This is a genomic window from Aestuariibacter salexigens DSM 15300, assembly GCF_000429145.1.
In the GTDB taxonomy this organism is placed as follows: domain Bacteria; phylum Pseudomonadota; class Gammaproteobacteria; order Enterobacterales; family Alteromonadaceae; genus Aestuariibacter; species Aestuariibacter salexigens.
In genome coordinates this window covers 1-19,971 of sequence record NZ_AUBH01000013.1, presented here as the reverse complement: position 1 = coordinate 19,971, position 19,971 = coordinate 1, and the positions used below count along the sequence as shown (strand labels likewise).

Genomic DNA, 19,971 nt, shown 5'->3' with positions numbered 1-19,971 from the left:
TCAGAAATTACTGTTAAGGAATTCTGCGCGAGCACGACGCAATTCCTCAGTCAGGTCCTCGGCTTCAGATGGTGAACTTAATACATAAGGAATGATCATGACCATCAATTCAGTGCGTCGTGACTCATTTGTATCTGTGCTGAACAGTTTGCCCACACCCGGAAGCTTGCCTAATAAGGGCACACCCTGAGTACCGTCTGCCTTGGTCTCTCTTATTAATCCACCAAGTAACACAGAGCCTCCATCCCGCAGTGTTACCGTCGTACTGATACGACGATTCGATATGGTGGGTGAGTCTATGCTGCTCGATTCGGTGCCGGTGGCTTCACTGAGCTCCTGATTGATCTCAATATCCACAAACCCTGACGCGTGCACGGTGGGTTTTATCTCCATGATTACACCGGTGCGACGATAGGAAATGTTCTGGATCACTGGCGCATTGGTATTCTGTGTAGACTGGCTATTTGAGGTAATAATCGGAATTTCATCACCTACGTCAATAGATGCTTCACCGCCGCTTTTCACCATTAATCGTGGACGTGAACGGATTTCCGCCCGGTTACTGTTGTAAAACAGATTCAATGCGGCGCGGGTTTGTCCGGCAGTATCAAGGAACAGATTAAAGCCTGACGCGCCCAGCCCGAGACCGCCTTGTGTGGTGCTAGTCACGTCAAAGCGTCCCAATGAAGAGTTGGCCAGCCATTCAACGCCGCTTGCTTCATCATCGTTGAGTGATACTTCTGCCAAAATCACTTCAACCAATACCGATGGCGCGGGCCGGTCAAGACTCTTAATAACAGGCAATACCTGCAGCCAGTCTTTGCCCGAACCACTGAACAGGATGGTGTTAAGCTGCTCATCAACGGCATAACGGCCTTTACCATTACCACCGCCACTTCTGGCTGGTGCAGGGCGGCGATTACCAGAGCCCTGACTATCGCTGTCACCGCCTGAGCTAAATGCCACATCGGCAACGCCCAGACTATTTAGTACCTCCACTACGTGTCGGGCCTGTGTGCTTTGTACCTGATAGCTGAACAGACCTTGTTCTACCTTACTGTGACGTTCAGTTTCAATGACTTTGGCCCAGCCAATCACGTGGTCAAGCACCTCTTTGGAGCGCGCAAATACGACTAATTGATCCACGGAGTCCAGAGGAAGTAAGCGCACGGCAGCGGCGCCCTGTGCGCCACGCACGGAGTACCCTTCGGCTATCAGCACCTGCTCAAGGTTGGTCGCCAGTTCAGATACTGAACTAATAGAAGGTCTCAATACTCGCGAATAGCTGCCCTTCATGCTCGGTATATCAACCATCTTCGCAGCGGCAACGGCCTGCGCAACCAGATTCTGAGGCCCAATAAAAATCAGGCTGTTGCTATTCATTTCTTCCTGAATTTGCAATTCATTGCGAGGGAACATCTGCGTCAGCACGCCTCTTACCTGAGGCGTTGTGACCGCAGAAAGTGGGTAAATATAAAAAATAGGACGGCTGTTGCTGGGGACTTCAGGCAATGCTCTGCCGCTGATAAGCAGGGGGATATCCGTACGCTGACTCTCTGGCGCAAACGCAAAACGCAACACGTTGTCACTGATTTTGGTGGTAACGCCGTAATTTCTTAAGGTAGCAACAGCTAAATCGTACAGTTGAGCCGCGTTAACCCGATTATCGATGCGCATAGTCACTAAATCGGGTGCATTTTGCAGACCTGGCTCAACGATGAAGTTGATGCCTAATTGATTGCCAAACACTTCATTAATAAAAGCCGGGACCGGGAGGTTATTAAAGCTTAAACGACTAACCGGCTTATCCTGCAACACCGGGCGAAACACACTGCCGGTGTCGCCGTCAGTGTCAGGTAATGTAAGGCGCGGGGCGTCCATAATCTGCAGTCCGCTTGAAACCTGCTGCTCTTCTTCGCCTTCAATCAACGTTTGCTCGCCATTACTGATATCTTTTGGTGCTCGCAATGGCGTAAAGAATGTGTCGTCATTAAATTCTTTCGCGTCCTGCTTATCTGACACGGTTGCGCAGCTCGAAAGGCCGCTAACCATTAACCCTATCATCAGTGTCCGACAGATACTGGATGCTGAATTAACTCGTAGTGATAGCTTCTGCATATCGTTCCTAGTATGTAAAACGTTCATGATTTACCGAACATCAACTGAATGTGTTTATCGCCGCTCATGTCATTCACCCAGACCAACCTATCTATCTGGATTTGCGCCAATCGCCAATCGGTTAGCCATCCTTCACCTTCGCTGAGATAGAAGGGCTGCGAACCTTTTTTCTTATTGACTAATATGGCCTGTCTGGGCTGATCGTAGACGATGCCAATTAACACACTATCGTCAATGGTAGGCTGTCTGGGCGGTTTTGGTTGAGGCTTGGGCTTTGCATTTTGCTGCGCCGTGTTTTGTGGCTTCCTTGGTGGAGGAGCCGGTTTCTTATACTGTGGCAGCGCTTCCAGCGCGGCAACCCAGTCATTAGGTGCCAATGCTGTGCGCTGCTGGTCATCCTGGCTTCGCTCATTCGGGTCGATGTCGGCGGATTGTAAATGACTCAAACCGGATGTAATGGCAGTCACTACAAACAATACCAGCAAAATTTGTACAATTTTATTCATCGCCGCTCCTGACAAACAGCATATCAACAACGGCATTGATGGTGTTCGACGCTTTAGGGGCGTATTGCAACGAAGAGAGACGGGTGCCCGGCATGTCTCTGTCGATAAGTTTGAGGAGCGCAATGAGTCTCAATTCATCCAGCTGACCATTCATTTCCATACGTACCTGGAAAAACCGCTGCCCGGCAAAATTTAGCTCCTGTGAGCCAAGCAGGGTAATGCGACTGCGCTCAATAAGCGGTTTAAAGGTAAACTCAGTTAACGCTAATGCTTGTGCTTCAGCCGTGCTGGCTGATGGTGCTACATCAATGCGCTGTCTGGCTTGCTGTGCGAGGATTTGCGCTGAGGTCAGTTGCTCATCATCAAAGGGTTGGGCGGCAGAGTGTTGTAATCTGGCCAACAGGTTGAGTTCCATGGCCAGTTCATTCTGTGCAGGTGCAACCGAGTCCACGGCCCGCTTGCCAAACGACAACATGACCAAAATGGCGACAAGAGCAATTAGCCACTGTAAACGCTTATTGGCATTAAGCTCCCGTCCAAGATTGCTGTGCTGCAGTTTTTCATAAAGTGATGTCATATGAAGGTTGCCTCCAGCACCCAGGTATCGGCTTCATTATGCGGTCGAATAGAAATGCTTTGTATACCCGCGGTGTTCTCTAGCTGGGTGACCAACGTCGTGATATCAAGATTGGGTTTCTGGACTTCTAGGGTCAGCGTTTTGTCCTGCCAGGTGATGCGTCTCGCATTCCAGTTTCCGTATTCATTCAGGCTGGTCGCGATCAATCCATAAGCATCTGGGAAAAAGCCCTGTGCACCTTTCCAATTTTGCAACTCAGTGACTTGCTGTTGGTATTGCCTCAAGGATGCCTGTTTATCCAGCAACTCTCCAACGGTGTTCTCCAACGTGCTGCGGGCGCTCTCAGTATTGGCAGACTGTATCGTGATTGTGATATGCCCTACCGTTGCCCATAACAGCGCGCAGACAAAACCAACGCCAACAGTACTCGTCCAAAAAGTGGGTTTGCGCATCAAGACGTCCAACTTGTGCTGTAGCCCCCAGGCGTTATGCAGCGTCTTGTCACTATGCACAGCCGTGGCGTTTTCCGGCAGTGTGTCTAGCCGCGTGCATTCAGTCATAACGCCTTTTTGCCATTTTGTTCTATAGCACTGCGTTTGACCTTTGATGTAGCACTCACCATCCTTTTGGCTGTTGACAGCTGCGGTTTCCGGGAGCCCATTTAGCGTATTGGTTGCATACCAGATGTGTGCTCCCAGTGTGCTAACAAAACAGTAGTGGCTGCAGTTAATGAAAGGCGCATTGGTTCGAACCTGTAATGCCACCCAGTCATCCCTGTTTTGTGCACTTAGCCCCTTTGGGAACGGACGGAAAATGAAGAACGTCTCGGTCTGAGTGTCGATTTTCGCTTCATCCGGCCAGATAAGGCGTTCAATCGACCGCTTGGCCCGTTCGAGCGCTGCATACCCTGTTGAAATGTGTGTGGACGCCAACCTATTTTCACTTCGTCTTCGTCATTTAGTGCGGTAATATACCCGAAACTTTTAACGAGGTTAATCATCGAGTTAACACGTTCATGTTTTATTCAGTAAGCCGGTAATAATGTAGGCAAAAATTTCACCTGATGTGGGGGATAACGCGATAAATCGGGACGCATTAAATCAGCAATTTATGACCAGGCTGGCAGACTCGCAACGATTGGTGCCAGAACAGTTGGACGTTATTGAGAACACCGCAAAAGAGCTGGATTGTGCCCTGCATAGCGCAGTCATCCGACTTGGTATGCTGGGTGAGGAAACTGTATTTGAAATGCTGGCGCAGGCCTGCAGCATACCACTTATTGACAAAGTCAGTGCCTGTCCGCACGCAGACAAAGTACTGAAAACATATGAAGACTGCGGGTTGAATGCCGATTGGTGCATTACCAGAGGACTGTTTTGTGCGTTGGAAGGTGATACCTTTCATGTTTATGTGGCGGATATTCTCGACCATCTGGGGCTGTCGGTGATGCAAACTGCAGCATCAGAAAAAAACATGGCGTTGCATCTTTTGACACCGGCTATGGCGGCCACCGTTAGCGATGATGTCGTCAGAGAGCGCGCAGTGTCTGATCTGTTCGGTTCGCATTCTCTGGATATTGCCGCACTTGCCGAGGAAGCCCCGGTCGTCAACCTGGTTAATAGTATTATCGAACGCGCTATTCAAAGTGAGTCGTCAGACATTCACATCGAAGCAGGCGCGAAAAATATGGTGGTGCGGTTTCGGGTTGACGGCAAGATGGTTGAATTCATGCAACAGCCGATGACTCGTTTTCCTGCTATCGCCTCACGCATTAAGTTAATGTCGCAATTGGATATTGCCGAGCGGCGTTTACCGCAAGACGGTCGCTTTTCGACTGGCTCCGGCGATCAGGCGTTTGATGTGCGTGTATCCACAGCGCCTGATGTGCATGGCGAGTCAATCGTGATGCGACTGCTACCTAAAAAACGCGACGATTTATCACTCGCATCGCTAGGTATGGAAGATGACCATCTAAAGTTGATGCGAGACTGGGGCAAACTGAGCAATGGTATTGTGTTGGTCACAGGGCCAACCGGTTCGGGTAAATCTACAACCCTGTATGCGTTGCTTGGTGATGTGAAAACGGGCGATGAAAAGATCCTGACGGTCGAAGACCCGGTTGAGTTCAAGCTCGACGGTATCACACAGGTTCAGGCTCGCGCGGACATCGGTTATACCTTTGCAAAAGCATTACGTACCTTTCTTCGTCAGGACCCGGATATCATCATGGTCGGTGAGATCCGAGATAAAGAAACGGCGGATATCGCAGTACAGTCATCACTTACAGGGCACCTGGTACTATCGACGTTACACACCAATGATGCCTGCTCAGTGTTTCCCCGTTTGGCCGATATAGGCGTCGAGCCTTATCTTATTGCCGCAACTATTCAGGGGGTGCAAGCACAGCGGCTGGTCAGAAAGTTATGTAGACACTGTGCCGAAGACGCACCTGCGCCAGAGTATCTTGATGTGGAACTCCCGCAGGGAACATGGAAAAAAGCCGTGGGTTGCCATCACTGCCATGGTAAGGGCTATCGAGGGCGCATGGGTATCTACGAACTGATTGCGGTGGACGGGGAACTGCGTTCACTGATCACCCAACAGGCGCCAGTCGCTGATATTCGCCAGGCAGCACGACGTATGGGGTATCGAAGTCTGTTGGAAGATGGCCTGAAAAAAGCGGCAAAAGGATTGACGACGGTTGAGGAAGTGCTGCGCGTAGCAGGCAGCGATGAGGAGTCATCGTGAAGTTTGAATATCACGGCGTCGATATGAGCACGTCGCAGGTGATTCAGGGTGAAATAGAGGCGGTCAGCGAGGGAGATGCCATGCGTACCCTCAAGGAGCGGCGTGTTGAGGTCTTTTCGTTAACTGCACCAAAATCGCAAAGCCTGAAAGGACGAAGAGTCAAAGAGTCCGACTTGGTCATGCCCATACAGGAGTTGGCAACCCTGACCTCATCTGGTGTGTCGCTTATCGATGCAACCAGAGCGCTGGCGCAAAATAAAGAGCATCCAAAACTGGCGCAAGGCTTTAAGGCGATCACCAGTCGTATAGAGGGTGGTGAGTCATTATCCGAGGCAATGGGGGAAAGTGATTTGCCTTTTCCGGAGTATGTGCCGCATCTGGTGAAAGCCGGTGAACTCACAGGAAGACTTGATGTGGCGCTGACCAACGCAGCTGAGCAAATGTCGTATGAGGAATCGGTCAAAAGCGATGTGCGTAGCGCGTTGACTTATCCTTTGGTGCTGATAGGCGGCGGTATTGTTGCCATGTTGATCATCTTTTTCGCCGTCGTACCAAAGTTCAGTCATATGTTAGATGAAGGTAAAGAGTTGCCTACGCTGGCATATGTTGTGCTCTCCGCCGGTAAAATGGCGAATGAAAATCCGCAGTGGGTCGGTCTCGTTGTGCTGGCGTTAGTCGGTCTGGTTGCCGGACTCATCGCCAACAAACAGTTTCGAAAGGTAGCCATGGAGTTTGCCCTGTCGCTGCCGGTGATTGGCCCCTGGCTGGCTGAGCAGGACGCAGCACGCTGGTCAGCACTGAGTGCAGCAATGCTGTCATCACGGGTTGACCTTATCGCCGCGCTGAAACTCGCTGCACACAGTTCAGGGTACCGGACTCGCACACAGCGCGGGCTGGCGATGATCGCCGATATCGAGTCGGGATCGACGTTTACCGATGCGATGGAGCGCGCCAGACTGGTTCCGCCTACCTCGCTCAACCTCATCGCGGTTGGCGATAAAACCGGACAATTGGCTGAAATGCTACATGCTGTCTCCAAGCTGCATGATGCAGCGTGCAAAAGGCGTATGAAGCAGGTGTTGACGTTGCTTGAACCTATCGCAATTCTCATTGTCGGTGTGATGATAGGGATCATGATACTCGGCATCGTACTGGCGATTACCGCATCAACAGATATTGCTATCTAAAAAGATTAATCATTAATTGGGAGCGTTATGAATTCAGGTCGTGGTTACAAAAAAAATCGTGGTTTCACCATGATAGAGCTACTTGTGGTGCTGGTTATACTCGGTTTGCTGGCTGGTTTGGTTGGGCCGCAGTTTTTCGGCAAAGTTGACAGTTCTAAAGTCAGAACGGCGGAAACGCAGATAAAAATGCTCAAAATGGCATTACAAACCTACCGATTGGACGTTGGTTCTTATCCTAATGAGCTTTCCCATCTACAGAGCCCTCCCGGAGGTAATGCTCAGTTCTGGGATGGCCCGTACCTGGATGAAGATCTTCCGCTGGACCCGTGGAATAATCCTTACCAATATCGCAGAGACAGCAAGGCTCCTCAGGGGTTTTATCTGTATAGCATGGGCGCCGATGGCACCTCTGGTGGGGATGAGTTAAACGCAGACGTAGGTTATGTGCCGCAGCAGGGCAGTTAGCGGGTTCACGCTAGTTGAGATTCTGGTTGTACTGGTCATCATCGGGCTCGCCGCCTCACTCGCCGCGCCCGGCCTGTTCCAGTGGATTGATGCTCGCGAAAGAACGGCTATCAAGCGTGAGCTGCAAAGTAAATTGATGCAGCTACCTATGCAGGCCCATTTCAATAACAGTGAAGTGCGCATCACCTCTATACAACAACTCGACATGCAGAATACCGGGGTGAGTATCGTGACGCCTGTCCGAGTATTGAAAAACGGTTATTGTCTTGGCGGGGAAGTGTCCATTCAACAAGGTGCAGGCACAGCACGGCTCGACGTGCTCCCGCCTTTCTGTGAGCTCGCTGAGCAACTAGACAGCTGATGCGTAATCCCTATTTTTCACGCGGCTTTACGCTGATTGAAGCACTGGTCGCACTGGTCATATTGTCGTTATTCTTCACTGCCGTGTGGGAGTGGTTTGGCACAGCAACGAAAAGTACGACGAGCATTGAACGCAGTGTGGCAATGCCCGGTATATACGAACAATTCAAAAATAGACTGGCTCTGGTGAATCTCAAAGACGTGCGTCAGGGGCAGATGACGATAGATGATCTGCGACTCGAGTGGCGGGCAGATGTGGCACGCATTTCAACCGATGAATATTATCGCAGACAGCCGGCCTGGATAGTGGCCTTGTTCGATATCTCTATTAACGTCTATGACCAGAATACATTGATCACCGATATCCAAACCAAAACGGTCCGACAATGGCGAGACCCCAACTATGTTCCGCAGGAGCTGTCGGAGTTCGGCTTATGAAAAGTCGTGGGTTCACGTTGGTGGAAGTGCTGGTGGTATTGGTTATTACCGGTCTGGCCAGCGCATTGATGGCTCAGGGACTATCTACCACCTGGGATAATTTCGCCCGTCTAGGTACGCGCGATATGCTGATGAATCAATCGGCGCTGCCGCGGCACTGGTTTAGCGAAAGTGTAAGTAAAGCGGTGCTGTACCATCCCAATCGAGTTTATGTAGAAGGAGAGCCAACCCGCTTTTCCTTTATCAGCTTGTCATCCCCTGACGATAATTTGGGTGTGCCACACAAAATCGAATGGCAGTTACAGCAAACAGGCGGTCAAACACGCCTGGTGTTCAGCACTGAAACGAATCCTGATATCCGCGAAATTATGCGGCTCGATGGCCGCTACGAGTTTGAATATCTGGCGTCTGGTAAAGGTTGGTCGAATAGGTTTACTGATAATCAGGGCAAAGTGCCGTCTGCTGTAAGAATAGTTGCCATTGGCGGTGAAGTGTGGACGTTGGCGAAAGTATTGAGGCCCGAGAAGGCAGAAGTGCCTCCCGAATTAGCCCGCTTTGGTCAGTACGAGTTTTGAATATGCATGCGCCCAAGAAAAAACAACAAGGCATGGTGCTTATTGCTGTATTAGTAATAGCGGTCATCTTGACCCTGCTTATCAGTGCAACCACGGCAGTGATGCAGGAAAGACTGACATTGGCTGAGACAGCGAAAGGTAATATACAACAGCAAGCCGCTATTGATGCCAAGTTGAATGAACTCATATACCTGGTTTCCACCCAACGAATTACGCCTGCAGGAGTTTCGCGCGGTGAACTTGCCAAGGGTGCTGAGAGACTCGACGGTTTTTTTGTTCACAGGGTCGTGGGTGATGAACTCCCGATGGACGGAACTGAAGTTCAAGAAAACAATCTAACGTTTAGCATGCAGAATCAATCAGGACTCATTCCGGTAAATAACAGTCGTGCTTTCTGGGTATTAAAGTGGCTTCAAGGGCTGGGATTGACAGATATGCAGCTGCGCACGCTCAAAGATACTCTAATTGACTACGGGGATGATGATGACTGGCGATCGCCAGTTGGGGCAGAAAAGGTTTTTTACGAACGCGGAGACTTGGGCTACATTGCTAATTTTTTACTGCAGTCCTGTAGCGAGCTTAATAAAGTCGCCAGTTGGCAAGAAATCGTTGCAATGCATCCAGAAATGGCTAAGCAATGCAGTATTAATCGTGATCAAACATTAAACCTGAACGCAGTACCTCTTTTTTTGTGGAAAGTACTGTGGCCAAACTCTTACGAACAGATGCAGCAGCGAAGAGAGAGAGGGCTTGCTATATTGACGCTGAATGACGCTCTTGCATTGGAACCATCCCTCAGTGGTGTGCCTGAACCTTATTTTGGCGTAATTAACGGTAGTTATTTTTCTATCAATATTGAGTCAGCGATAAGTAATAACGAGGTAATGGTAAAAGTAGGTGAAGGAAACCTCCCTCCATTCACTTTGCTCCCAACGTATACACAATAGTAATTAGGTATTCTAATTGACCCCTAAAAACCGCTAATTGACGTCAAATCGCGTATAATTTTCCTCTAACTTGCATTCGCGTAGCTCTTTATCTACTCTATCCTTGCATAGCATCTATGGACGTGCTAAAAGATCTCGCGAAGTGTTCACGGGTAAGTTCGTGTTAATACTGATAAAACCATAATAAAAAGTTGAATTGCGCTACCTTCTAATGTAGCTTATTGCAGGTAGTCTGGTGCGTGGTCACCAAGGACTTGGTGGCAATGTGCCATGACAATCAAGAAACTATAGTTACTCTTGCAGGAGTTTTAAATGTTAAACAAAAAAATAATTGCGGCTGCGGTAGCTGCTGCATTCACTCAAGCAGCACTCGCTGATGTGAATCTGAACACCGGTGCTACCGGTCCGATTCAAATCGCGAATGAAACGATTGATGGGACTGATATCGTATCAGGAAACCTGATCGTGACGAACCTGAGTGGCGTTGGTGGCAGTGACATCGACGTTAACTCTGCGCTTGGTTTTACAATCGGTGAAGGTACGTCTAAGTACGTACGCGTAGACTTGGACGGTGCGACTTTCGGCGCGGTACCAGTTCTTACGATGACCGATTCGGTTGGTACCGCTCTGGTGGTTGGTACTGACTACACTGCAACAATTTCACAAGGTGGTGCAGTTGGCGACGACTACGTTATCTTCGAAGTGGCAGCAGTAAGCGGTGGTGGTGACTTGGCGCCAACAGATCGCGTTGACCTGAGCGCTGGTACATACCGCATGGCTCCATACAGCGTAGGTTCAGTTTCTAACGTAACCTACAATCTGTACGAAACAGCAGCGGATTCTGTTAACGAAACCGCTTCTCTGTACACTCGCGGCGACGGCCTGTTGACTGTTCTTAACGCATCGAACATCACTAACTTCACTGATGAAAATACATTGGTTGCTACTGTTGCATCCGGTTTCACGCAGTTTGAGCCTGACACTGGCGTTGCAACAACTACTACTGGTGCGACTGGTTCACTTGATGCGAGTGACTTCACTCCAGCAACTAACTTCTTCGAGCCGGACGGTACGTTAGTAATCAATACTGACATCCTAGATGACTCTCAGAACGTAGTGTTTACTGGTGACTTCTCATTCGGTACTTGGACATTCGAAACCGCTGCTGCGTGTGACGGTTCAGGCACTGTATTGACTCCAACTATCAACACAGCTATGGATACTGCTACGCTGACTGCAGTTGCTGACACAGCAATCGTTGCTCAGGACTGGTACCTGTGTGTGACCGTTGACGGCACCGAGACAATCATGAAGAGCCAGTATGACATCACATTGGTTGATGACGCGCTGACCGACGGTATGGGTGAAATCATTTATGACACCACTACTATCGAAGTGCCTTACCTGACCACGTTCGCTGACTACAACCAGCGTATCTATATCATTAACCGCGGTACTACAGATGCGGCATACACCATGACATTCGTTGGTGAAGCTGCAACGACTATCACTCCGCTTGCTGGTGCAACTGGTGTTGTTCCTGCCGGTGAAATGGTAGCACTGCGCGCTGTTGACGTGGTGGATCTGACTGGTCGTACACGTGTTTCTGCAACTATCGAAGTTGAAGGTACTGATGGCAGCATCTCTGCAGCGACTCAGACTATCAACCTAGAAAATGGTGGCACCGACACTGTTGTACTTAACGCTAACTCAATCACTAGCTACCGTCATCCAGTGGTTACTGACCACGACTAATAGCTGAGAGTAGCGAATACTCTTATCGTAAAGCCCCTGCCTGCAGGGGCTTTTTTTTGAGTAATAAAAAATAATAAGAGCTATAAAAATGAGAACTCTTGCGCTAATACTGATTACAATATGCTCATGGGCTAACGCTGCCCCCTTCCAGCTAAATGAAAGTGAGCCTTTACGTTACGCACTTGAGGCGATAGAAAGCACAGATCTGGACGAAGATGGTGCGCTTCAAATTACCAGCGCCAGCGACGAATTACAGATCCGCTTTCCAGTCGGATTTTCTGTTTCAGAAGATGCACGATACATTCGCTTTGATCTCACAAATGGTCGATTCGCATCATCTCTGACAGCAGACGGGCTTGTACCCAACCCTGATTACCGAAGTTACCTTGTAAGTGGTGGCAATATTGACGATACATTCGCCATCATTGAAATAAATTCTATTGTGTTGCTACCTGGCACAACCGAAGTCACAGTAGATATAGATAGCTTTTTTATTGAAGATATTAGCGAACCGCTTGAACTTGAATACCGTCTCTACGACCGGGCATTTGATGCGGTAAATGAAGGATCAATTCTCACACGCTCTACTGATATACTGGCTGAAGTAGTGCCTACGAATGGGAAAAACTATACCCGTGCATTCACTCATACTGCGGGCTTCGAGCAAAACTTTTTGCGCTTTAACCCGACTTTTCGTGCTCCGAGTATTTTCGCGTTAGGTGATGCAACAGAAACATTGGCGTCAATGGCAAAGGTATTACTCTCACAATTGGTTAACGACGATGTCAGACGTCCCGGTGACTCCGGTATCATCTCAGATTTCAGGGACCTAATCCCTGATGTAGATACTAGTCAGGCAACAGCATCGATAAAGGGCGATTTTTCTACGGTTGATGCGTTTTTAAGCGTGGATAATAACTGTAGCTCTGAAGGTGTCATAATAGCCAGTTATGAAGCGGTGAGTGAGAAAGCTGTTAGTATCGATGATTTAAGCGACTACCCTGTGTTTTGTATAAGAGCTGAGAGTAACGATGTCGCATTGACCCGGAACATTTTTCAATTAGATCTCGGTGTTGATATCACTCTGGAAGATGCGTTATTTGGCACCATTCGATACGATGCTGCATCAATTGATTTGCCATATATCACCAGCTTCGACGGCTACCGTCAGCGAATTATCCTGGTTAATCATGCTGGGTATGATATCGAATACCGTACTGTTTTCTTGAGTGAAGAGTCCGTGCAGGGCGAATATTCTGAAGGTCCTAAGGCCTCTGGTGTTATCCCCGCTAACAGTACATTAAAAATCAATGCTGACGAACTGGTTGTTATTAATGAAGGTGTGCCAACACGTGTCAGTGCCCGCATTTTTGTTGATGCAAAACGAGGTGATCTCTCTGCTGCAGTTCAAATACTGGAGCTGGGCAACCCCGCACCGCCGGTGACCAATATTCTTACCGTGAATGAAAACTAATCATGCACAATCCGGACAGACAATTCTTCTGTCCGGAATTCCTCGCTCTGGTACGACATTATCCTGCCATCTGCTTAATCAGGCGGCCAATACGGTTGCCTTGCACGAGCCAATTAACCCGAGTGATTACAGAGTTGTTAGTGAGCCAATAGAACTGCTTTCAAACGTATTGGATGAGATTTATCAATTACGTTCGAATATAGTCTCAGGACAAACGGTAAACAGTGGTGCTACACAAGGCTTGTCCGTTGATAATCCAGTTGGAGAGCAGTACCAAGAAGGGCTTCGTCGTTCACGTGTTGAGCGTGGTACTATTAATATAGACAAGCGAATTGATGAAGATTTTACGTTGGTCGTTAAACAGAATGCCTTCTTTGCCGCGTTGTCTTCCCAATTAATTGCACATCTACCGATGGTCTTTCTCGTCAGAAACCCGGTTGATGTCTTGCTGTCCTGGTGGACAGTTGATTTGCCCGTAAATAAAGGCCATATACCAGCGGGTGAACGGGTAGATAAGTCGCTAGCGTCTCAATTGAAAAGTATCGGAAACGTCTTAGATAGACAATTGGCCATCTATCGATGGTTTTGTAAGAAGTTTACTTCCAGTGACGCTACACTTATTTATTATGAGGATGTCATAGCACAGAACGGCATGCCGCTGTTTGATGCGGTGGGTGTTCAGCCCCCTCAGTTAGAAGAAGAGCTGTCTTTTAAAAAACGAAGCTATCCAGAGTTTGCGGTTCGGCAGCTTTCTGAAAACAGAGATAAGATAACTTCGCTCGCTGATACAGGTATGTATACTGCAAATGCTATTTCATCAGCGATTGACGCGGTATGTGGTGAGTAAAAGGCGACGGAGAATTAGTCGCCCTTGTAGTTTCTTCCATTTTTAGCAAGCATTTCGATCTGTGTCTGATAGCTCTCTCTAAAGTGCTCTGTGAAAAGATTGTTCGAGTTTGACCGCACGCTCTTACCTATACGTTCGTACTTTTCACAGTATCCTTCCCATAGTTTCGAACTTTTGCTAATTGAAAAGCCTAAGTCCAATTCCTTTTTCAGTTTCTTTGGATCGAATGCGGCAATGGTATTTTCGATTGCCGCATTTAAGCCGCTCACCATGGCCATTTCATGGGCCTTGGCATCATTGACCGCTTCAAGCGCAGAGGTGACCGGATCCATATATCCAGGCTCCTGGGTCAACATCTTACTCATTGCCTCTTGAGGTGATGAGGAGAACTTCAGAGGGTTATTCTTCGAGTTTTTAATCTGCGTGCGATCCATATCAAATTGGATTTTGACCGAATCTCTGGCACTGAGTACACCCATCATGCCTTCTGTCAGTGTACGTAATACAATGCCCGCAATGCGCATCACGTCGGTTTTTGACTGGCCAATAAGCTGAGAAGGCTCAAGACCTAACTCAGCCAAAAACGCTCTCAGTGCTGCGGTGTCCTGATGAATGTCGTGAGGATTCTGCGCAGATGAATGTTGTGCAGATGCGCCGCGATCAATAACGTGTCGCGATGTCTGAGGTTGCCCAGCGGGTTGAGCTGTCGTTGCTTGAGCGCCGCCTGCGATACCTGAAAAAATATCATCAATATCTTCGTGTACCGGGTTCGGTTGGGCTGTAGGGGGTTGATATGCATCGCCTACTGTATAATTACCTACACTGTTGCCTTGTGGGCTAGCGGGTTCGTCCGAGGCAAAAAAGTCATCGATATCAAAGGCATCGTCACTCTGAGCTTGCGCAGGCGCATGTCCCATAGATGGGTACATGGTCGCTGCTGGTGTTTCAGTAATGTCCGGCCTTGAAGTGGTTTGAGGAGACGTGAAATCTGTTGCTGGATTAGATTGTGCAAACTCAACGGTTATAATGCACTCTCCGATTTCTATCTCGTCACCGGATTGTAATTCTATGCGCTGTCCATTCGACAGATGATACTGTCCATTAACCAGTGTGCCGGCTGCAGAGGTGTCTTCCAGCACATAGGCGCCGCCCTCAAATAAAATGCGGGCGTGGTAACGTGATGAGTATTTCTCTGGGTCGTGTACTACAAACCCGTTGTCAGATGCCCTTCCAAGGGTAACGTTGCTTGAAAAAGACTGTCGCTGCTCAAATAGCGGTTGTCCATCTCTAAAACGTGTCCAGGTTAGCGATAGCGTCAAGCCTTTGCCCTCAGTTCCAATCCAATCATATCGAATGCGATAGTATAGCGTGCATTAGGCAGTTAGTTAACACAGAACGTTGAAACGTCTCTTATGTTGTTGGTGTATTTTTACATCTGAAACGCATTGATTTACATAAATGTTAACGAAATTTTAAATTACTACCTTAAATTCTTGAACAATGGTTAAAAAAAGGCCTAAACTCAAAATGCAAAAAAACCTTTAAATTCATAAACAATGGAATAGTGATGAAACTTCCCGGAACACACTTCAAAAGATGCACTTTACTGGTTTCAACGATCCTTGCCTCTGCCACCTTTAGTGGTGCAGCACTTTCTCAAGTCAAAGCAACTGATGCATATACTTCCCAGCAGGCATCGCAAAGAGCGCTGAACTACGATATTCCTGCAGTGAGTGAGCGACAAAGCGCTGGTGACTCGGCAACTATTACTGTTAATCGTTTTAGATTCACGGAAATCATTTCCGAAACAGAGCAAGCGCCGCTAACTGATTCAGAACTGTCATCGATAGCGTCTGATGCGCAGTCGAAAAGCAATAATCGTTTTTCATTCGAGAGCTTGCAGGCACTTGCAGACAAAATGACTGCGGTGTTTCGTGATAGAGGGGAGCTATTGACGCGCGTCGTTATTCCTGCGCAACAGGTCAGTGGTGGTGAAGTGACCTTGGCAGTGCTTCGGGGCAAACTGGGTGATGTCACATCCTTGAACAGCAAAATGTATGATGCTGATGACTTTGAAGTAGTGTTTGAGGAACAAAAGGGCAAGGTGATCCAGCGCGAACCAGCCGAATCTGCCTTGTTAAGAGTTCAAAACCAGCTCCCAGGCGTGTCATCTATCGGTGTATTCCGACCTGGTACGTCCCTCGGCGAGGCGAATCTTGTTCTCGAAGTGACAGATGAGCAATCTGTTGAAGGTTTCGCGTTTGTTGATAACTACGGCTCTCAATTTGCTGGGAAAATTAGAGCGGGTCTTAGAACACAATTTAATAATGTCTTTGGAGGCAGAGACAGGCTCATCACCGATATCGTATTTAATGAGAAACCAGATGGTGAAAATGATCGTTCATCTCAGTGTTGTATCGGCGGATTTAATTGGGAGGCATTGACGCCCAATTTAAAACATGGATTAGGGATAGAATGGTTCAAATCAGACTATGAACTAGGTGATGTGGATGATATTGAACTGGCCAGACTGGGTTTTACCGGTGAGAGCACCAAAACACGAGTTTTTGGTAACTATTACCAAACTGTCAACAGACGCTTGCAGGGGACCTGGTCCTACGGCTTCAGTGCGATAACCGCAGAATCATATGTTGGCGACAGAGAGGGTAATACCCCGATACTGCTTAATCGTGATGAGTTAGCGGAATTCGATCTTTCATATCAATTTACCAGGTTCACTGAGGCCGGTGATGTATTTTATGGTTCAATTGGCGCGGTATGGGAAGTAAATGACGGCCTTCTTGTCGCACTGCCAACATTGTTGGGATGGGACAAAAATGCGAACAACGACCCAACCGCTGAAGGATACGACCCTACTCAACCTGAAGTTCGTCGAACCCGTTTAGGTACGCAAGATTCTAATCCAGTTCGTTTTGTCTATGACCTTACGTATGACGTCAGGCTAGCGGCGCCATTACGAGCAAAATTGCGTGTTCAAGGACAGTACAGTGACGCAGTGTTGGTTCCAGTGCAACAGCTTTCGCTTGGCGGTCCAACTACAGTGAGAGCCTATCCTGTAGGCGCCTATGTTGCGGATTCTGCAAGCGTCGCTTCGGCAGATTTGATCTTACAAGTCACCAGCCGATTTTCTGCCGGCCTCTTCTATGATCATGGCTATGCCAATAATAATGGAAATTCACAGATTCCTGACGTTTCCCATGTCAACCTCGGGGGCTATGGATTAGCGTTTAACTATACCTTTGATGATTACCTGACATTCTCAATGTCTGTAGCCAAAGCTTCAGGGGTGGATAATGGAGAGGAAACGCTAGGTTCAGATTCCGGCGGTAGAGAAGCTGTCGGTCGTGATGATCCGCAAGTGTTTGCTTCACTTCGGATTAATTTCTAGGGCGTTGAAAAAAAGGATATTGGAGATTTTTATGAGACTTTCACAGAATCAACTTAACAGTAATGTTCTATCAACGCCTAAGTCACGCATCGCGAAAAGCGTAGGTGTTGTATTCGCAGCTGCGATAGCAAGTAATATTGCATTGGCAAACCCTCAGGTGGCACTTCCCGAATTGGAAGCGAATTTCGTCGTGCCTGATGGTGTTAATATCGATGACTCATTTGCAAACAGCTTGGTCATTAATCAAACAGTGGAGCTTGCCATCCTTAACTGGGAAGACTTCAGTATTGATACGGGCAACACCGTTCAGTTCAATCATTTTTTGAGCGACGGCACGACGCTAAATAATAATGCTGCAACGTTCAACTTCGTAACTGGCAATAACATTTCTTATATCTTTGGTGATTTGCTGGCGAATGGAAATGTGTACCTGTTTAACCATAATGGCGTCGTGTTTGGTTCAAGCGCGATGGTTGACGTAGGAGGGATTTTTGTATCCACACTCACTCCAGACGCCACTATGGATAGAGAGACATTCGCTACAAACCTGGTTAATGGCGATCAAGTGTTGCTAGAAAATGGTAATGACGCGGGCAGCATAATTGTCGATTCAGACCAGGTAGAGTTTCTAGTTGATAAAAATTTGACCTTCATAGGTAATGGCATAAGTAATGCCGGAACTTTGCGGATTGGAGCTGATGGTGTATCGGTAGCAAAACTAAATTTCTTTAGTGGCAATGAAGCGACGGTTCAGTTATCTGACAGCCTGTTTGAGATAGGTGTCACTGAGAATTCAGCACTCGACGACAATGCAACGATAGATAACCAAGGAACAATCGAATCGCGCAACCAGTCGTCTCTGCTTGCGGTTATCGATTCACGCGCAGCGGCAGATATTGCGGCCTTGGCAGTCAATAATGAAGGCGTTATTGAAGCGTCATCTTTACAAATTACCGCGGACAATAAAATTTTTCTGGGTAATACAGTGACGGTTGACTCCCTGGCGCTGACCAGTATGTCTGGCGATGTGGAAGTAAGGAAAGGCGATGGCGATGGCATAAATGCGTCAGAGTCGATCTCTATTGAAGCTACACAGGGTGCCGCAAGGATCATAGACGACCTGACTACCTCTAATAGTCTGAGTATCACAGCTCAACGTATTGGGCTGCCGGCTAATCTTTCTGTCACAGGTGAGGATGGGACCTTATCCATCACCTCATCAAACACGCTAAATGTAAACAACTCAAACCTCAGTGCTGGCGGCGGTGCGCTCGATATCAATGTGACGGGGGGCTCTATTCTTCAAGGAACAGAGTCTGTGCTGTCAGCTGCCAATATGACACTCAATGCTTCAGGCCGGGCAACGCTTGATGGAACACTCAATGCTGAACAAGGCCTTGCTATCAGCACAGGGGCTGGAAATATAAGGTTGATTAATGACGTGACAGTCGCCGACAGCTTAACCCTGAATTCCGGCGCAGGTATTTCACTTCCTGCTTCATTAACGGTAACAGGAAGTGGCGGGTTATTGTCGATTACGTCAAGCAATACGCTCAATCTTACTCAACTAAATGTCGCTAATGGTTCACTTGATATTAATGTTCTTGGCGGGTCAATTTTACAGGGTGCAGATTCAGGTATAACCGCCAACGCTGCCGAATTGGATGCTTCCGGAAGGGTCACGCTAGATGGAGCAGTTGATATAGGAAGTGAGTTAGCTATTACCACTCTTCTTGGCAGAATTGAAATCGCGAACGATGTCTCTGCTACAGATATGATTTCATTGTATTCAGGGTCTGATATTTCTCTTCCTTCGTCTTTATCAGTAACTGGAGAAAATGGGACATTGATGCTCAATACGAGTGAGTCACTCGTACTTAACAACATTAGCAGTGCTAATTTGATGGTCGATATTGGGGGAGAGCTAAGTCAGTCAGATGGCACCGCCGTTCTCACTGGCAACACAGATATCACGGCAAGTTCTATAACGCTTGGCAATGATAACAACGATTTTGATTCCCTATCGCTTAACTCTGCTGGTAATGCGACACTCAATGATGTTGACCGCGTTGATCTGGGCAATACCAATGTTGCAAACCTGACTTTATCGAGTGGTGGTGCAATTGATCAGATAGAGGGAACCGCGGTGTCAACCGGCAACGCATCGCTGACTGCTGGGGGGCGAATCAGACTAGGCAATATGGTTGCGGACAACCTTTTTGCCAGTTCGGGTTCGGGAATTTCGCAAATAGCAGGTACCGCGTTGGATATAAGTAATGCGAGCCTGACCGGCACTTCAATTACACTGGAAAATGTTGACAACGACTTTGACGTGTTGGCATTACAATCCTCAGGCGCAGCGGTGATAAGAGACACTGGTGATACCACGCTTGGAAATGTCGATGTGAATTCTCTTATGCTTACCAGTGAGGGCTTATTAAGCCAGACTGCAGGTACTGCATTAACGGCAGACAGTGCTGAATTGTCTGCAAGTTCAATCATTCTCATTAATTCGGGGAATGATTTCAGTACGCTAGCTTTACGATCCACTGGCGATGCTGAAGT

General features: G+C 47.9%; 17 protein-coding genes. 12 read left to right on the top strand and 5 right to left on the bottom strand.

The window, feature by feature from the left end; genetic code table 11:
* From G441_RS0114615 to G441_RS0114600, 4 genes are read right to left on the bottom strand one after another with little or no spacing between them, the layout of a single operon-like run.
* Complete coding sequence (locus G441_RS0114615; RefSeq protein WP_084407392.1) at positions 1-2,118, bottom strand: secretin N-terminal domain-containing protein; 2,118 nt, start codon at positions 2,116-2,118, stop codon at positions 1-3.
* A gap of 23 nt (positions 2,119-2,141) precedes the next feature.
* Positions 2,142-2,624 (bottom strand): hypothetical protein, encoded by a 483-nt coding sequence (locus G441_RS0114610; protein WP_026377043.1) that lies wholly within the window; start codon positions 2,622-2,624, stop codon positions 2,142-2,144.
* Positions 2,617-3,201 (bottom strand): hypothetical protein, encoded by a 585-nt coding sequence (locus G441_RS0114605; protein WP_026377042.1) that lies wholly within the window; start codon positions 3,199-3,201, stop codon positions 2,617-2,619. Before G441_RS0114605 ends, G441_RS0114610 begins: the two co-directional genes overlap by 8 nt.
* Positions 3,198-4,133 carry a hypothetical protein gene (locus G441_RS0114600; RefSeq protein WP_026377041.1) on the bottom strand — a complete coding sequence of 312 codons (936 nt, stop codon included), beginning with the start codon at positions 4,131-4,133 and terminating at the stop codon, positions 3,198-3,200. Before G441_RS0114600 ends, G441_RS0114605 begins: the two co-directional genes overlap by 4 nt.
* Positions 4,134-4,311: 178 nt before the next feature.
* Between G441_RS0114600 and G441_RS18795 the strand changes: the two genes are divergently transcribed.
* From G441_RS18795 to G441_RS0114550, 10 genes are all read left to right on the top strand, one after another.
* A complete protein-coding gene (locus G441_RS18795) occupies positions 4,312-5,949 on the top strand; it encodes a GspE/PulE family protein (protein ID WP_034475276.1) in 1,638 nt (545 codons plus the stop codon).
* Positions 5,946-7,136 (top strand): type II secretion system F family protein, encoded by a 1,191-nt coding sequence (locus tag G441_RS0114590; RefSeq protein ID WP_026377040.1) that lies wholly within the window; start codon positions 5,946-5,948, stop codon positions 7,134-7,136. The genes G441_RS18795 and G441_RS0114590 overlap by 4 nt, the downstream gene beginning before the upstream one ends.
* A 27-nt stretch (positions 7,137-7,163) precedes the next feature.
* Entirely contained in the window at positions 7,164-7,601 is a 438-nt protein-coding gene (gene gspG, locus G441_RS0114585) for a type II secretion system major pseudopilin GspG (RefSeq protein ID WP_026377039.1), read from the top strand.
* On the top strand, positions 7,579-7,962 hold the full coding sequence (locus G441_RS0114580; RefSeq protein ID WP_026377038.1) for a type II secretion system protein: 384 nt from the start codon (positions 7,579-7,581) through the stop codon (positions 7,960-7,962). Before gspG ends, G441_RS0114580 begins: the two co-directional genes overlap by 23 nt.
* On the top strand, positions 7,962-8,399 hold the full coding sequence (locus G441_RS0114575; protein WP_026377037.1) for a prepilin-type N-terminal cleavage/methylation domain-containing protein: 438 nt from the start codon (positions 7,962-7,964) through the stop codon (positions 8,397-8,399). Before G441_RS0114580 ends, G441_RS0114575 begins: the two co-directional genes overlap by 1 nt.
* Positions 8,396-8,974: a prepilin-type N-terminal cleavage/methylation domain-containing protein gene (locus G441_RS0114570; RefSeq protein ID WP_026377036.1), complete on the top strand. Its 579-nt coding sequence runs from the start codon at positions 8,396-8,398 to the stop codon at positions 8,972-8,974. Before G441_RS0114575 ends, G441_RS0114570 begins: the two co-directional genes overlap by 4 nt.
* 2 nt (positions 8,975-8,976) lie before the next feature.
* Complete coding sequence (locus G441_RS0114565; RefSeq protein WP_026377035.1) at positions 8,977-9,921, top strand: type II secretion system protein GspK; 945 nt, start codon at positions 8,977-8,979, stop codon at positions 9,919-9,921.
* 312 nt (positions 9,922-10,233) lie between these two features.
* Entirely contained in the window at positions 10,234-11,676 is a 1,443-nt protein-coding gene (locus G441_RS0114560) for a hypothetical protein (protein WP_026377034.1), read from the top strand.
* 88 nt (positions 11,677-11,764) lie between these two features.
* On the top strand, positions 11,765-13,150 hold the full coding sequence (locus tag G441_RS0114555; protein WP_026377033.1) for a hypothetical protein: 1,386 nt from the start codon (positions 11,765-11,767) through the stop codon (positions 13,148-13,150).
* Entirely contained in the window at positions 13,140-13,997 is an 858-nt protein-coding gene (locus G441_RS0114550) for a sulfotransferase domain-containing protein (RefSeq protein ID WP_026377032.1), read from the top strand. The genes G441_RS0114555 and G441_RS0114550 overlap by 11 nt, the downstream gene beginning before the upstream one ends.
* Positions 13,998-14,011: 14 nt before the next feature.
* On the opposite strand, the gene tagH is transcribed toward G441_RS0114550, so the two are convergent.
* Positions 14,012-15,316, bottom strand: coding sequence for a type VI secretion system-associated FHA domain protein TagH (gene tagH, locus G441_RS0114545; RefSeq protein ID WP_026377031.1), 1,305 nt, complete (start codon positions 15,314-15,316; stop codon positions 14,012-14,014).
* A 248-nt stretch (positions 15,317-15,564) separates the two neighbouring features.
* Here tagH and G441_RS0114540 point away from each other — a divergent pair, with 248 nt between their 5' ends.
* Positions 15,565-17,406, top strand: coding sequence for a ShlB/FhaC/HecB family hemolysin secretion/activation protein (locus tag G441_RS0114540; protein ID WP_026377030.1), 1,842 nt, complete (start codon positions 15,565-15,567; stop codon positions 17,404-17,406).
* 31 nt (positions 17,407-17,437) lie between these two features.
* On the top strand, positions 17,438-19,971 hold a 2,534-nt coding region (locus G441_RS0114535), incomplete at its 3' end, for a beta strand repeat-containing protein (RefSeq protein ID WP_026377029.1).

Coding starts and splice junctions, on each gene's coding strand:
- G441_RS0114615 (WP_084407392.1), bottom strand. CDS start 2,118: ATGCAGAAGCTATCACTACGAGTTAATTCAGCATCCAGTATCTGTCGG.
- G441_RS0114610 (WP_026377043.1), bottom strand. CDS start 2,624: ATGAATAAAATTGTACAAATTTTGCTGGTATTGTTTGTAGTGACTGCC.
- G441_RS0114605 (WP_026377042.1), bottom strand. CDS start 3,201: ATGACATCACTTTATGAAAAACTGCAGCACAGCAATCTTGGACGGGAG.
- G441_RS18795 (WP_034475276.1), top strand. CDS start 4,312: ATGACCAGGCTGGCAGACTCGCAACGATTGGTGCCAGAACAGTTGGAC.
- gspG (WP_026377039.1), top strand. CDS start 7,164: ATGAATTCAGGTCGTGGTTACAAAAAAAATCGTGGTTTCACCATGATA.
- G441_RS0114580 (WP_026377038.1), top strand. CDS start 7,579: ATGTGCCGCAGCAGGGCAGTTAGCGGGTTCACGCTAGTTGAGATTCTG.
- G441_RS0114575 (WP_026377037.1), top strand. CDS start 7,962: ATGCGTAATCCCTATTTTTCACGCGGCTTTACGCTGATTGAAGCACTG.
- G441_RS0114570 (WP_026377036.1), top strand. CDS start 8,396: ATGAAAAGTCGTGGGTTCACGTTGGTGGAAGTGCTGGTGGTATTGGTT.
- G441_RS0114565 (WP_026377035.1), top strand. CDS start 8,977: ATGCATGCGCCCAAGAAAAAACAACAAGGCATGGTGCTTATTGCTGTA.
- G441_RS0114560 (WP_026377034.1), top strand. CDS start 10,234: ATGTTAAACAAAAAAATAATTGCGGCTGCGGTAGCTGCTGCATTCACT.
- G441_RS0114555 (WP_026377033.1), top strand. CDS start 11,765: ATGAGAACTCTTGCGCTAATACTGATTACAATATGCTCATGGGCTAAC.
- G441_RS0114550 (WP_026377032.1), top strand. CDS start 13,140: ATGAAAACTAATCATGCACAATCCGGACAGACAATTCTTCTGTCCGGA.
- G441_RS0114540 (WP_026377030.1), top strand. CDS start 15,565: ATGAAACTTCCCGGAACACACTTCAAAAGATGCACTTTACTGGTTTCA.